This window comes from Maribacter algicola, from assembly GCF_003933245.1.
Taxonomy (GTDB): domain Bacteria; phylum Bacteroidota; class Bacteroidia; order Flavobacteriales; family Flavobacteriaceae; genus Maribacter; species Maribacter algicola.
On the sequence record NZ_QUSX01000001.1, the window covers coordinates 282,434 to 297,344 of the forward strand.

Below are 14,911 nucleotides of genomic sequence, written 5' to 3' on the forward strand. Positions count from 1 at the left end.
GGCCTATGGGGAATAATTCCCCATAGGCCCAATTTTTATTTTTCCAATACCAAGATGGATATGGTACCATCACTGCTAACATCCTTTAACTCCAGCCTTCCTTCTGTCATGGAAACAAATTCCCAATCATCGGTCAGTTCGTTCATAGGCATATTGTCTCCGTAATTCAGATATACTTTAAGCTTACCATCCTTGTTTCTAAGAACTCGCCATAGTCCAGTAGCATAAACCACCCCACCTTCTTTAAGTTCCATTTGTAGGTTTGGCATGAAGGCGGTACTATACCCTCCAAAATCAAGGGTCTCATCAACACTTTCGTCTATATAAGATGCAACGGTCCAGTCACCGCCCATCATGAAGTTCCTAATTTCCAGGACATCTGCATCATCCGCATTATCGTCACAAACTCTTTGCAACACCAGTTCATAGTCAATTTCATCGACTTCAAACTTTAGTCGGCTTTGAGTAAGTTCACGAACTGGCCATTCAAAACTTACTCCTGGCTCATCACCCATTGTGATGGAAACTGCAAGTTGTTGTTGCATGTTAAAGCCAATTTCCCAAGTACCTTCTGAAGTATTTACACCATTGCTTAGGGTTACTACACCTTCCGCCAAGAATTTAAACTCGTAACCCAAAAGACGATCGATCTCCTCTCCTTGGTTTTCTACATTCTTGATAACCCATACACATTCCCTTAGAATGTTCCTCAAATTCTCAGGATCAAATCCAATGCCGACTCCTTCACAATCCCTACGCATCCAGATTCGGTTTCTTTCCCCATTATAGAACTTAATGACACCTTCTTCAGTTTTATAGATGGTCCACTCCATATTGAAGCCTAATAAAGTTTCTATATTCATGGTCACTTTGGGACCATTATCTCCCATGATGGAAGACCAAGTACCGTTGGCTTCAAAACCTAAACGGTTGCTAACATATACGGTTCCATCTGCCTTAAAGTCAAAATAGTAATTTACGTATTGTGCGATCTCACTTACATCGTCCCTTATCACTTCAAGTACTTTCCACGGACAGGATACAAGGAACTCCTCCAAATCTTCGTCATCAAAATCATCGTCGTTATAATCGTTATCATCGTCCTCGTCACAGGCATCCTTGGCATTTCGTATGTTCATTGCCAATTCCTCATTGCTGTTCACCTCTATTTTAGAACCATCGTACAATTCCAACATAATGGGAAAATCAAAGCTCACAAGCTCATTATCCCCTAAACCTTTGAAGAAAAGTCTTAATTGCCTGTCGCTTTCAACAACCACCTCCCCGGTTTGCTCCAGGTTGATGTCAAATGTGTATAAGGTCATAGGATATACAAAATCTATACACTCAATATCATCATCTTCACCGCCCTCTTTACACTGTTGGGCCAACTCTCTCAAATCCTCAAAACCATTGATGTTTATTTCGGTAAAGTCGCCCGATGTAATGGTAATGGGAAAAAGAATTTCCAGAAAATCCTCATCATCGTCCACCTCATCAAAAATTTCTTCGATCAATTTCAAATCTTCCCTAGAGTTTATGGTCAATTCCAATCCATTCACCTCAACGGTATAGGGAAACTTTACGTCGTAACAGCTGGTGCCGTCCACGATATTATCAAAGGAACCGTCCCTAGTGACGGTATTCTGTATCAAAATACCGGCAGCTGAACTAGCCGTAATGGCCGCTGGTTCATCACCAGTGTTAATCTCTTCGAATTCATCTTGGCATGAGGTAAAACTCAGTGCAATAACAAATATGCCCAAGTAAGCAACATTTAAAAACTTTTTCATAACGATTTGGTATTATAATTTATTCGGCAGTAAAACAACACGTTGAAAAAAAACCCTACCTGCTTTTTAATTTTTTTTAAAATATCTTTGAAAAAAACAGGACATTGAAAGCTGACGAACCTCAAAATGTATGCAAGGAAAGTACGTACAGTACTTTGTTCAATGCTTATTCAAAAACGATTTTCAACTACATATATTATAAGTTTGGCAATGAAGAGAAGGCAAATGATGCCGTGCAGGAGGCTTTTGTAAAACTTTGGGAAAACTGTGCAAAGGTCGCACCAGAAAAAGCAAAGTCTTTTTTATATACCGTTGCCAACAATGTATACTTAAATGTTATCAAGGCGGAAAAGGTGCGGCTTAAATATGCCGATAAATCCCTGAAGACCACCCATGAGTCCCCAGAGTTTCTCATGGAGGAAAACGAATTCAAGGCAAAATTGGACCAAGCTTTGAACGACCTGCCCGATAACCAGCGGTCTACATTCCTATTGAATAGGATCGATGGAAAAAAATATGTTGAAATTGCCGAAATGGAAGGGGTAAGCGTAAAGGCCATTGAAAAGAGGATGCATTTGGCGCTGAAAGCGCTTCGGGAAAAGATAGAGGGGATTTAATATGGTTGTTGGTTGTTGGTTGTTGGAAATTACAAAATACCATCTGCACACGTAAAACATAAAAAGCGGTAATTTCTGTTTAAAGACTGATAAATCAAGGTGACCTTGGAAAATCAATTACTAAAAACTAACAACTTCTAACTATCAACTAAGAAAAGTAGGGTTTTTTAATAGATAGTTGTTAAAGAGGTATAAAGCTAAATAGATATGCAGGAAAATTACTTGGCAAAATGGCTTAATAATGAGCTTTCAGAGTCGGAACTTGAAGAATTCAAGAAGTCCGAGGAGTTTGCCACCTATCAAAGAATAGCGGAGACTTCCAAAGAATTACGTGCTCCTCAATTTGATAGTAATAAGGCCTGGGAACGTCTTCAAGAATCAAAAAGCAACCAGGAAGCGACCAAGGTTATCTCCCTATCTCCTTTTAAAGCTTTCTTAAGAGTAGCGGCTGTCGTAGCAGTGTTACTTGCTGGGGCATATTTTTACATCAACACACTTGACGAAACCATAAGTACTTCGTTTGCTGAAAATACCGAAATTACGTTGCCCGACTCCTCTGAAATTCTGTTGAACGCGGAATCTAAAGTATCCTACAGCGAAAAAAACTGGGACACGAAAAGAGCAATTAGCCTTGATGGAGAGGCCTTTTTCAAAGTGGCGAAGGGCAAAAAGTTTACAGTTACCACCCAACAAGGAACGGTGACCGTTTTGGGAACCCAATTTAATGTAGAGAACAGGGATGGTTTTTTTGAGGTTACCTGTTACGAAGGCTTGGTGAGCGTAACTTTTAACGGTACGGAATTTAAACTCCCCGCCGGGAATTCGGCTGTTGCAATTGACGGTATAATAAAAAAATCAAAGGCGGAAGTCAACGGACAACCATCTTGGGTAAACAACGAGAGTTCCTTTAAAAGTATCCCTTTAAAATATGTTCTTGCGGAATTACAACGTCAACATGATTTGGAAGTAAGCCTTGATGATATTGATGAAAATCAATTGTTTACAGGCACATTTAGCAATTCCAATTTGGATTTGGCTTTAAAAAGTATAAGCACACCTCTTCAAATTAGTTTTAAATTAGAGGGCAACAAAGTGCTGTTCTATGAGGAAAGCGCCCCTTAAAACGCTTAGTGTCCATTTTGTCATAGTCCTTCTGTTATTCCTAATGAACAACGGATGGACACAGGAAACCTCCAAACCAAAAATTCCGGTCATTGGTTTGCTTCAGGAATTGGAAACCGAGTTCAATGTAAAGTTTTCCTTTGCCGATGCCGACTTGGATGGCATCGAATTAAATAGGCCAAATACAAATGAACTTGAAGCCTCCATTGCCCATATATCAGCAGAAACTCCCCTACAAATCGAAAAACTAAGCGACCGCTATTATTCGATACTACTTAAGAACACTATTTCCGTTTGTGGTATGGTACTGGACAATTTTGAAGACAATACCATACCGGGTGCCACTGTTCGGGTCTTGGATTCGGACATCGCCATGATTACCAATATGGACGGGACCTTTGCTTTTGAGGAGGTTCCGCGCACCGCTGTCATCCAAATCAGCCATTTGGGGTTCAAACCTTATTTCATTTCGGCAGAAAAACTTAGTTACAAATCCCCTTGTACTTCCATAGCCTTGGCGCTTAGCTATCAGGAGTTGGAGGAGGTCGTAGTCTATAAATTCCTAACGGATGGTCTAGCCAAATTTTCCGATGGTAGCATACAAATGAACACGGCAGAATTCGGGATTCTGCCCGGTTTGATTGAGCCAGACATATTGCAATCGGCACAATCGCTTCCTGGAATCAAAAGTGTGGACGAGACCGTTTCGGACATTAACATCCGCGGAGGTACCAATGACCAAAACCTGATTATATGGGACGGAATAAAGATGTACCAGTCCGGCCATTTTTTCGGACTTATATCGGCCTTCAATCCATATTTGACCGATAAAATCACCGTTATTAAAAATGGAACCAGTTCCATTTATGGGGATGGTGTAAGCGGGGTGATGGACCTTCGAACAAAAAATGAGATTCAAAGCACGTTCTATGGCGGTGCCGGTTTCAATCTAATCAGTGGGGATGTTTACGGACAAATCCCTCTAGCGGAAAACTTGGCCGTACAATTCTCGGGAAGAAGGTCCGTAACCGATTTTCTAGAGACACCCACCTATACCACTTTTTCGGAAAAGGCCTTTCAGGATAGTGAAGTGCGTACGGACAATGACTTTTATTTTTACGATTTTACGGGTAAGTTGTTATATGATATCGACCGATATCATAAAGTTAGGCTAAGCCTCATCCATATCAACAATGACTTGGACAATTTTACGCTTAGTCCCGATGGTAACGATGCTACCGAAAATTCCTTGGACCAGATCAACATTTCCTTTGGGGGAAGCCTAGAAAGCGAATGGACGGATAACTTCCATACGCAAGCAAACGTCTATTACACCCAATACAGGCTCACAGCGTTCAGTATTACAGAAAGTGCGACACGCCAATTGTACCAAAATAACCTCGTAAAGGAATCCAGTGCAAGACTCAATACCACTTACAAATTGGCCCCCACCTTGCAATGGACGAACGGCTACCAATTCACCGAAACCGGTATTGAGAACATTACACGAATAAACCAGCCCTTTTTTGAAAGTAGTGTGAAGGGTGTTATTAGGTCTCACAGCGTTTATTCTGAATTTCGATTTGAAACGGAGGACAAAAGTCTCTTTGCCCAAATTGGGGGTAGGTTAAACTATATTGCCAATATCAATACTTTTGAGAAAGTATTGGTCGAACCCAGATTAAGCATCTCCTATGAATTCGCCCCTAATTTTAAGTTGGAGGCCTTGGGTGAGTTTAAAAGCCAATACACCAACCAGATCATTGACTTGGAACAGAACTTTTTAGGTCTGGAAAAAAGAAGATGGACCTTGGCAGATGAGAATCTGTTACCAATTGTGCAGGGCAAACAGGCATCGCTGGGCTTCAACTATGATGAGAACAGATTATATGTAGGTATAGAGGGATTTTATAAGAACGTAACAGGTATCAATGTATATACCCAAGGTTTCCAGAACCAAAATCAGTTTGATGGTGAAATTGGGGAATATTTGGTAAAGGGTGTGGAATTTTTAATCAACAAAAAAACGAACGATTATAGCGCTTGGTTCAGTTATGCCTATAATGACAACAAATACACCTTTAATACCTTAATACCGCCCAGCTTTCCCAACAATTTGGAGTTGGAACACTCCTTTACCCTGGCCGGAAATTATAATTACAACGATTTTAAAATAGGTATTGGTTTTAACTACAGATCGGGCAAGCCGTATACCAGGCCAGACGTTACTAACCCCCTCGACACCTCAACATTTCCAAATGAAATAAACTATGAGACCCCAAACAGCAGTAGCTTACCGGAATATTTTAGGGCCGATGCTTCCGCAACCTATGATTTTAATCTGAGCAAAACCCTACGAGCATCGGTAGGTGCTTCTGTTCTGAATTTTACAAACAGAAAGAACCTATTGAACACCTATTATAGACTAAACGAGAGCAATGAAATCGAAACGGTTCAACGGGTATCTCTTGGTGTAACGCCCAATGCAAGTTTTCGAATCAGGTTTTGATGTTACATTCTTGCCGGAACTTCGATTCCCAGCAAACTGAAAGCCACTTTGATGGTATCCCCAACTTTTTTTGACAATTGTACCCTGAAGATTTTTTTTTGCTCATCGGCTTCGCCAAGTATGGATACCTGTTGATAAAAAGAATTGAATTCCTTGACCAAATCGTACGTATAATTTGCAATCAACGCCGGACTATAATTTTCCGCAGCCTGTTGAATGGTTTCGGGAAACAGCTGTATTTGCTTCAGAAGTTCCTTTTCTTTTATATGGAGCTCTGAAATTTGTGTGGTCGCCTCAATATTTACATGGGTCTCTTCCGCCTTTCTTAAAATAGACTGGATGCGGGCGTAGGTATATTGAATAAAGGGACCAGTATTCCCTTGAAAATCGACAGACTCCTCGGGGTCAAACAAAATTCGCTTCTTTGGATCTACCTTTAGTATGTAGTACTTTAGAGCCCCAAGTCCTATCATTTTGTAGAGTTCAGCGCGTTCCTCTTCTGAATAGCCTTCTAGCTTGCCCAGTTCCTTTGAGATCGCCTCAGCTGTTTTGGTCATATCTTCCATAAGGTCATCGGCATCCACAACCGTTCCTTCCCTACTCTTCATTTTTCCACTGGGCAGATCCACCATGCCATAACTTAAATGATATAGTTTTTCGGCCCATGAAAACCCGAGCTTTTTCAGAATCAAAAACAACACCTTGAAATGATAGTCCTGTTCATTTCCAACGGTATAGACCATACCGTTTATATCCGGGTAATCCTTGACCCTTTGTATGGCCGTGCCTATATCCTGGGTCATATACACGGCAGTACCATCGGAACGCAGTACGATTTTTTCGTCAAGGCCCTCATCGGTCAAATCTATCCAAACACTGCCATCCTCCTTTTTATTGAAAACTCCCTTTTCCAGACCTTCAGCCACCACGTCCTTACCCAACAAATAGGTATCACTTTCGTAATAATAGGTGTCAAAATCCACTCCAAGGTTCCTGTAAGTTATTTCAAACCCGTCATACACCCATCCGTTCATCTTCTTCCAAAGGGCTACGACCTCCTCATCACCGGCCTCCCACTTTTGGAGCATTTTTTGAGCTTCCAATAAGATAGGCGCCTCCTTTTCGGCCACATTTTTATCTACTCCTTTATCAATCAGTTGTTCAATTTCCGCTTTATAAGCCTTATCAAAAGCTACATAATAATTACCTACCAATTTGTCCCCTTTTAGACTGGTACTTTTAGGTGTTTCGCCCTGTCCAAATCGCTGCCATGCCAGCATGCTCTTACAGATGTGGATGCCCCGGTCATTGATAATTTGGGTCTTATAGACTTTCTTACCGGAAGCTTTTAGAATTTCGGCTACGGAATAGCCCAAGAGATTGTTTCGAATATGACCCAAATGCAAGGGCTTGTTGGTATTGGGGGAAGAATATTCGACCATTACGGCCTCGTTTGAAGATGGAACAAGTCCAAAATTAGCATCTTCTTTTACACTATCGAAAAACTCTAGATAATATGTATCCGAAATAATGATATTCAAGAATCCCTTCACCACGTTAAAACCGGCAACTTCCACTACTTCCTTTTCCAGATAGGAGCCTATCACTTCCCCTATTTGGACCGGATTTCCCTTAACCTGTCTGAGCATAGGAAAAACGACAATGGTAATATCCCCTTCAAAATCCTTTCGAGTGGGCTGAAATTCCACTGATTCCAATGCTACACCATAGTGGGACGAGATTGCCTCCTTGACCTTCGCCTCTAAAACTACTTGAATATTCATCTGCTAGGATTTAAGGCTGCAAAACTAAGCATTTTTTGTCCTTTTAAGTCGAATCTATAGTCATTACCCCTTCTTTTCTGTAACTTTAATTATCCCATTTATAGTCCAAACAGGACTCCTAAAATATGATAGCATGATATTGAACGTATCCTATAACAATAAGTCCATTTCCCAAAAAATCGACAATGAGGTAGGCAAACCCTTTACCCTTAAGGAGCGCTGGAACTTGGGAGGTATAGGATCACCCAAACTCATTATTACAGAGGCAAGTATTGAGATACGAAATTTGCTCATATTGGATAACAATATGGACACCTGTAATATTGAAATTAGGCCAAAGGGCATTATTGTGAGGTTCAGGTCCCTATTGGAAACCTTTGCCCTAATTGTGCCTTATTATAAACTTACGCTTTACAAAGGCGAGTCCTCCGTGTATTCGCTTTATAGGGACCAATATTTTATTAAAGTGGAATCGGATACCAAAGCCGTTCAAAAGTTTTTCAAAAAACTATTGGCGTTTAAAGCCGATAACACTCCAACCTCCTTGGAAGATCTATAAGGATTCCCGATTTCAAATGTCAATAGTAAAATAAATTTTCTACAGCTATGAAAATATTACTTACAGGTGCCAACGGATATATAGGCATGCGATTACTGCCGCAATTGATTTCGGACGGCCATCATGTAGTATGCGCGGTACGTGATTCTGATAGGTTCTCCATTGATGAGGAAACAAAGGCCCAAGTTGAAATTGTAGAAGTTGACTTTTTAGAGGAAGTCAAGCCGGATGTACTGCCGAAAGATATAGAAATCGCTTACTTTCTGATTCATTCCATGAGTTCATCTACCAAGAATTTTGATGAAAAGGAAGCTGCTACCGCAAAAAATTTCAATTTATATTTGGCTTCCACCAACATTCGACAAGTAATTTACCTCAGTGGTATCGTAAACGATAAAAAATTATCCAAGCATCTGAGTTCCCGCAAAAATGTTGAGGATATCCTATCAAAAGGAGAATTTTCACTTACCGTACTTAGGGCCGGAATAATCGTGGGCTCCGGTAGCTCTTCGTTTGAAATCATTAGGGACCTTTGTGAAAAACTACCCGTCATGATTACCCCAAAATGGGTTTTGACAAAAACGCATCCCATTGCAATCAGGGACGTCATTTCCTTTCTAATCGGTGTTCTTGGGAATGAAAAGACCTTTGATGACTCTTTTGATATAGCTGGCCCCGACGTGCTCACCTATAAAGAAATGTTGCACCAGTATGCAGAGGTTAGGGGATTTAAAAATTGGATATTTACAGTACCCGTAATGACCCCAAAACTATCATCCTATTGGCTCTATTTTGTCACCTCCACATCCTATAAATTAGCATTAAACCTTGTGGACAGTATGAAAATTGAAGTTATCGCCAGAGACGACAAACTAGCTAAACTACTTAAAATCAATACACATTCTTACAAGGAAGCCATTGAAATGGCCTTTAAAAAAATAGAACAAAACTTAGTTGTAAGCAGTTGGAAGGACAGTATGGTCAGTGGGCGCTTTAACAAAAGTTTGGAAAAATATATACAAGTTCCCAAATACGGGGTGCTGCAGGACCAACAGACAATTAAAATAGAAGACCCAAAAAAAGTGATGGAAAATATCTGGAAAATTGGAGGGGAACAAGGCTGGTACTACGGTAACATTTTATGGAAATTACGGGGTTTTCTGGATAAGCTTATTGGTGGGGTGGGACTAAGAAGGGGAAGAACCCATCCTGATAAAATTTATCCGGGGGACTCCCTGGATTTTTGGCGGGTACTCTTGGCGGATAAAAAGAAAAAAAGACTGTTGCTCTTTGCCGAAATGCGATTGCCTGGTGAGGCATGGCTGGAATTTAAAATCGACAGGGACAATGTATTGCATCAGACCGCCACTTTTCGCCCACGTGGCCTAAAAGGGCGCTTGTATTGGTACAGTCTCGTTCCCTTTCATTATTTTATTTTTGGTGGTATGATTCGAAACATTGCAAAAACAAAATGACCTATGATTGCATCCATGGTGAAAAAACAACGGGAATTTTTTGGTTCGGGGGTTACAAAGGACCTGAAGTTTAGAAAATCCTACCTTAAAAAGCTACGAGCGGCCGTAATTACTTATGAAGACCGAATTTGTGATGCCCTTTATGCCGATTTTAAAAAACCGAAGTTCGAATCCCTTGCCACGGAAACCCAGTTCGTACTCTATGAATTGGACGAGGCCCTGAAAAATCTAGACTATTGGAGCAAACCAAAACGGGTGAATTCCACATGGGTCAATTTTCCTTCTTCGGATTGGCTCTACCCGCAACCCTACGGAAATACGCTTATCATTGCACCTTGGAACTATCCCTTCCTACTGACCATCTCACCCCTTATAGGAGCCTTGGCAGCTGGCAATACGGCCGTATTAAAACCCTCTGAATTTACGTCCAGCACGGCCAAAATCATCAGTGAAATTATTACGGAAGTATTTCCCGAAGACTATGTAGCCGTCGTGGAGGGCGGTATCGAAACTTCCCAAGAATTATTATCCCTGAAATGGGACTATATTTTCTTTACGGGAAGCACGAAAGTGGGCAAAATAATCTATCAAAAGGCCGCGGAACACCTAACGCCCGTCACCTTGGAACTTGGAGGCAAAAACCCCTGCATAGTGGATGAATCGGCCACCATTGCCGTTAGTGCCAAACGCATCGTTTGGGGTAAATTCCTAAACTGCGGTCAGACCTGTATTGCCCCGGATTACATACTGGTCCACAAAAAGGTGAAAAAGGAATTGGTAAAGGAACTGGGCAAGAGCATTTCAGAGCTATACGGCCCTTCCGTAGAAGACTCTCCCGATTTGGCCCGAATCGCCCATACATCGCATTATGAGGATCTAAAGGAAATGTTGACCGGACAACGCATATTGCTGGGTGGGGATTTTAATGACCAGACCCAATATATGGCCCCAACGTTGGTGGACGAACCCAAACTGGAAAGCAAAATTATGGAAGGTGAAATATTTGGGCCCTTGCTTCCCATAATTTCCTATGAAACGGAAGAGGACATAGATAGTTATATTTCAAACTATGAAAAGCCCCTGGCGCTCTACGTCTTTAGCAAAAAGAAAAAATTCAGGGAGAAAATGATACATACCTACAGTTTTGGCGGAGGGGTCATGAACGATACCTTGCTCCATATTACAAATAGCACACTACCGTTTGGAGGCGTAGGTGCTTCCGGTATTGGCCGCTATCATGGAAAATATTCCTTCGATACTTTTTCACACCAAAAGGCCATCATCAAAAAAAGTTTTTGGCCGGAAATTCCACTTCGATATCCACCATATATATTACCGGAAAAACTGGCGAAGAAACTCAATTTCCTTTTTAAATAACAAAATAAAATGGGGGTTCCATCACAATTATCGCTGCTAATGACCAAACCTGTATTTAGTCAAAAGGACATCCTACTTTTGTATCCATAATTTTTACCCTTTTGTCTTTACGTTCATTTTTCCTTGATGAAAAATGAACCAAAAAATCAAGTAGGGCCAAGGAAATTGCTGCGCACCGCCCACTTTAGTGACTACATGCGTTGTGCCCTGCACCGCACTTTCGTCCCTCCGAGGGCTATTTCTGCGTCCCGACCTATCCATCAAGGCACCACCCAGACACCTCAATGAATCAAGTTTTTAGGAAAAATACCTCTTTTAAAATCTTTTTTTCGGGTATAGAACCTAAATACTAAAATTAGTTTCTCCTAAATAAATCAACAAAAAGCTAAAATAGGTATCTGCAACTATTACTTTTTAGGCAAAAACACTTCCGCCATCATACATCGGGCACTACCGCCACCGCACGCTTCAATGGTATCCAAAGGACTGTGGACTATTTTGCACCTTTTTTCAATTAGAGCGACCTGTGAATCCTCCAAACTGTTAAACGCTGCGGAACTCATTACCAGAAGTCTTTTTTCATCCTTCCCTAAAACCTCCAGCATGTTACCTGCAAAATTATGCATCTGTTGCTCGCTAATAGCAATGATTTCCTTACCATCGTTTCTTAGATTATCCATCACAAGTTTGCGCTCCTTTTTATCATCAATGCTGTCCAAACAAATAATGGCAAAATCCTCTCCTAGGGCCATCATCACGTTGGTATGGTATATAGGCAATCTTTTTCCATCGACCGATTGGTTGGCGGTGAAAATAACCGGCATACAATCGAAATCCTCACAGAATTCAATGAACAAATCTTCATTGGCCCTTTCTGATAAGGCACAATAAGCCTTTTGGTTTACACGGTCCAAAATGATGCTGCCCGTACCCTCCAAAAAGACACCCTCTTCTTCCGCATCTGTATAATCCATGATATTTTTTATCAGAAAACCGTATTCCTCCATTATTTCCAAAATATCCTCTCTCCGTTCGTTCCTTCTGTTTTCGGCAAACATAGGATATACGCCAACCGTACCGTTGGCATGAAAGGAAATCCAGTTATTGGGAAAAATACTATCTGGAGTATCTGGTTCAGTGGTGTCATCCACAACAATTACATTGACACCTTCCGCACTTAATTTTTCCACAAATCCATCGAACTCATGTTGGGCCTTGGCATTAATGGTCTTGTTCTTCTCATCCAAGTCCTCCATAAAATAATTGTTCACGGCCGTTTGTTCGTTCATTCGAAAATTCACAGGCCGAATCATCAAAATGGTATTGGTAATTTGCATCATAAATTATTCCCTGATTAATGGTAAAGTACTACATCTTAAAAGTCCTTCTTGTTTGGAAATCTCGGCATATGGAACTTCTTCCACCGTAAAACCATGCTCCCTAAGCCAATTGTTGAGCCTTGTAAAGTTCTTTTCCGAAACCACGACATCGGGTGCAATTGAAAAGACATTGCTGAACATGTGATACATTTCATCGGCGGTAATTTCAAAAACATTTTCCTTTCCAAAAAAATCCACCAACCATTGATACTCCTCTTCAACAAGGAACCCATTTTTGTGAAGAATGGCCATTCCCTTGCCTAAAGGTTGAAAACAACAGTCCAGATGCAAGGCATTTTCACGGGCATTTTTGGATTTTCTCAATTCAAAGGACTTTACCTTTTTCCCAGGAAATTGATTACGTAAATACTCGACCGCATGCACATTGGTTCTTGCGGTAATATGTTCTGCGTAATCCGCCCCAGTATAAGTGCCCACAAAAATATAATCGTTCCAAGGCATAACATCACCTCCTTCCACATGCACTTTTTCCGGTGGATGCAAAATATTTTCCTCTTCAATCTTATCAAGTACGTGAAGTATGGCCTCAACCTCCTTTTCCCTATCCGGTAATATATTTGAAATAATAAGCTTATCCTCGATTACGAAGGCGATATCCCTTGAAAATATTTGGTTACAGTCTTCTAGGACCTCTGGCCTAAAGACGGCTACATCGTATTTTTTTAACACCTCTGAAAATGCCTCCATCTCCCTTATCATATCTTCCTCTTTGGGATAAGTACCTGCTAAAATATGTTCTAGCGATTTTGGGTCATAAGCATCCTCAGGTTTGGGAATTGGCCCACAACTTTCTGCAGTTCCCAAAACTACGGCCTTCAACCTTGAAATTTCATCATTAACACTTAGCCTAAGCATATTATCAATTTTGACCGCTAAGGTAAGACTAAAAAACGCCCTCTTAAAACTTTAAGAGGGCGTTCTACATTATGAATTCAGTTATTGGCTTAACGTGATTTTAAATCTACAAATGGTCTAAGGTTTTCACCTATATACACTTGGCGCGGTCTTCCTATAGGTTCACCTCGTAATCTCATTTCTCTCCATTGGGCAATCCATCCAGGAAGCCTGCCTAAGGCAAACATTACCGTGAACATTTCCGTGGGAATGCCCAATGCGCGGTAGATAATACCTGAGTAGAAATCCACATTGGGATATAATTTTCTATCCACAAAGTATGGGTCTTCCAAGGCTTCCTTTTCAAGCCCTTTGGCGATATCCAAAATTGGATCTTGTATTCCCAAATCCCCCAATACTTCGTCTGCCGCCTTCTTTATAATCTTGGCGCGTGGGTCAAAGTTTTTATAGACCCTGTGACCGAAGCCCATTAACCTAAAAGGATCTTCCTTATCCTTGGCCTTGGCCATATATTTCTTGGTATCACCGCCATCCGCCTCTATGGCCTCCAACATTTCCAATACGGCCTGATTGGCCCCGCCGTGCAACGGTCCCCAAAGTGCAGAAATTCCAGCGGACAGGGAAGCGAACAACCCTGCATGGGAAGAACCTACGATTCGCACGGTAGAAGTAGAACAGTTTTGCTCGTGGTCTGCATGTAAAATCAATAGTTTATCCAAGGCATCTATAACGACTTTGTTCTTTTTGTATTCCTGATTTGGTCTTTTGAACATCATTTTATGAATGTTCTCCACATAACCCAAGGTATCATCGCCATAATCTAGCGGCAATCCCTTCTTCTTGCGTAGCGTCCATGCAACCAAAACGGGGAACTTGGCCAAAATCCTAACTATGGAGCGATACATGTCCTTTTCAGAACTTACGTCCACCGTTGAAGGATTAAAGGCAATCAAGGCACTTGTCAATGAAGATAACACACCCATAGGATGCGCAGATTTTGGAAATCCGTCCAAAATCTTTTTCATCTCCTCATCTACATGGGATTCATCCGTAATATCCTTATGGAATTTGGCCAACTCTTCTTCATTTGGAAGTTCACCAAATATTAGCAAATAAGCCACTTCCAGAAAGTCGGCCTTTTCCGCAAGCTCCTCAATAGAATATCCTCGATACCTTAAAATACCCTTTTCACCATCTAAAAAAGTGATGGCACTTTCACAGGACCCCGTGTTCTTATATCCTGGATCTATGGTAATAATCCCTCCCGTAGAAGACCTTAAGGTCTTAATATCAATGGCGAGTTCATTTTCCGTTCCTTCAACAACGGGAAACTCGTATTTATTACCATTATATTCTAAAGTAGCTTTATCTGACATTTTAATATTTTACGTGTTAATCGATTAGAGGTAAAGTTAAGAAA

The 14,911-nt window shown here is 41.0% G+C and carries 12 protein-coding genes; 6 read left to right on the forward strand and 6 right to left on the reverse strand.

Annotated elements, in window-relative coordinates:
* Positions 1-35: 35 nt before the first annotated feature.
* Entirely contained in the window at positions 36-1,793 is a 1,758-nt protein-coding gene (locus DZC72_RS01180) for a hypothetical protein (RefSeq protein ID WP_125221105.1), read from the reverse strand.
* Between the two features lie 104 nt (positions 1,794-1,897).
* On the opposite strand from DZC72_RS01180, the gene DZC72_RS01185 reads away from it, so the two are divergent.
* From DZC72_RS01185 to DZC72_RS01195, 3 genes are all read left to right on the forward strand, one after another.
* Positions 1,898-2,410, forward strand: a complete 513-nt coding sequence (locus DZC72_RS01185; protein WP_125221106.1) for an RNA polymerase sigma factor — start codon at positions 1,898-1,900, stop codon at positions 2,408-2,410.
* 207 nt (positions 2,411-2,617) lie between these two features.
* Positions 2,618-3,532, forward strand: a complete 915-nt coding sequence (locus DZC72_RS01190) for a FecR family protein (protein ID WP_125221107.1) — start codon at positions 2,618-2,620, stop codon at positions 3,530-3,532.
* Entirely contained in the window at positions 3,513-6,041 is a 2,529-nt protein-coding gene (locus DZC72_RS01195; RefSeq protein WP_125221108.1) for a TonB-dependent receptor, read from the forward strand. The genes DZC72_RS01190 and DZC72_RS01195 overlap by 20 nt, the downstream gene beginning before the upstream one ends.
* 2 nt (positions 6,042-6,043) lie before the next feature.
* Here the strand turns inward: DZC72_RS01195 and argS are convergent, their stop codons facing one another.
* On the reverse strand, positions 6,044-7,825 hold the full coding sequence (argS, locus tag DZC72_RS01200) for an arginine--tRNA ligase (protein WP_125221109.1): 1,782 nt from the start codon (positions 7,823-7,825) through the stop codon (positions 6,044-6,046).
* A gap of 133 nt (positions 7,826-7,958) precedes the next feature.
* On the opposite strand from argS, the gene DZC72_RS01205 reads away from it, so the two are divergent.
* The 3 genes from DZC72_RS01205 to DZC72_RS01215 are packed head-to-tail and all read left to right on the forward strand — an operon-like array spanning position 7,959 to position 11,236.
* Positions 7,959-8,384, forward strand: coding sequence for a hypothetical protein (locus DZC72_RS01205; protein WP_125221110.1), 426 nt, complete (start codon positions 7,959-7,961; stop codon positions 8,382-8,384).
* A 47-nt stretch (positions 8,385-8,431) separates the two neighbouring features.
* Entirely contained in the window at positions 8,432-9,859 is a 1,428-nt protein-coding gene (locus tag DZC72_RS01210) for an SDR family oxidoreductase (RefSeq protein WP_125221111.1), read from the forward strand.
* A gap of 3 nt (positions 9,860-9,862) precedes the next feature.
* Positions 9,863-11,236 carry an aldehyde dehydrogenase gene (locus DZC72_RS01215; RefSeq protein WP_125221112.1) on the forward strand — a complete coding sequence of 458 codons (1,374 nt, stop codon included), beginning with the start codon at positions 9,863-9,865 and terminating at the stop codon, positions 11,234-11,236.
* A gap of 93 nt (positions 11,237-11,329) precedes the next feature.
* Here the strand turns inward: DZC72_RS01215 and DZC72_RS01220 are convergent, their stop codons facing one another.
* From DZC72_RS01220 to DZC72_RS01235, 4 genes are all read right to left on the reverse strand, one after another.
* Complete coding sequence (locus DZC72_RS01220) at positions 11,330-11,521, reverse strand: hypothetical protein (RefSeq protein ID WP_125221113.1); 192 nt, start codon at positions 11,519-11,521, stop codon at positions 11,330-11,332.
* Between the two features lie 122 nt (positions 11,522-11,643).
* A complete protein-coding gene (ctlX, locus tag DZC72_RS01225; protein WP_165869245.1) occupies positions 11,644-12,576 on the reverse strand; it encodes a citrulline utilization hydrolase CtlX in 933 nt (310 codons plus the stop codon).
* A 3-nt stretch (positions 12,577-12,579) separates the two neighbouring features.
* Complete coding sequence (locus DZC72_RS01230; protein WP_125221114.1) at positions 12,580-13,491, reverse strand: dimethylarginine dimethylaminohydrolase family protein; 912 nt, start codon at positions 13,489-13,491, stop codon at positions 12,580-12,582.
* 89 nt (positions 13,492-13,580) lie between these two features.
* Positions 13,581-14,867, reverse strand: coding sequence for a citrate synthase (locus tag DZC72_RS01235; protein ID WP_125221115.1), 1,287 nt, complete (start codon positions 14,865-14,867; stop codon positions 13,581-13,583).
* Positions 14,868-14,911: the final 44 nt, after the last annotated feature.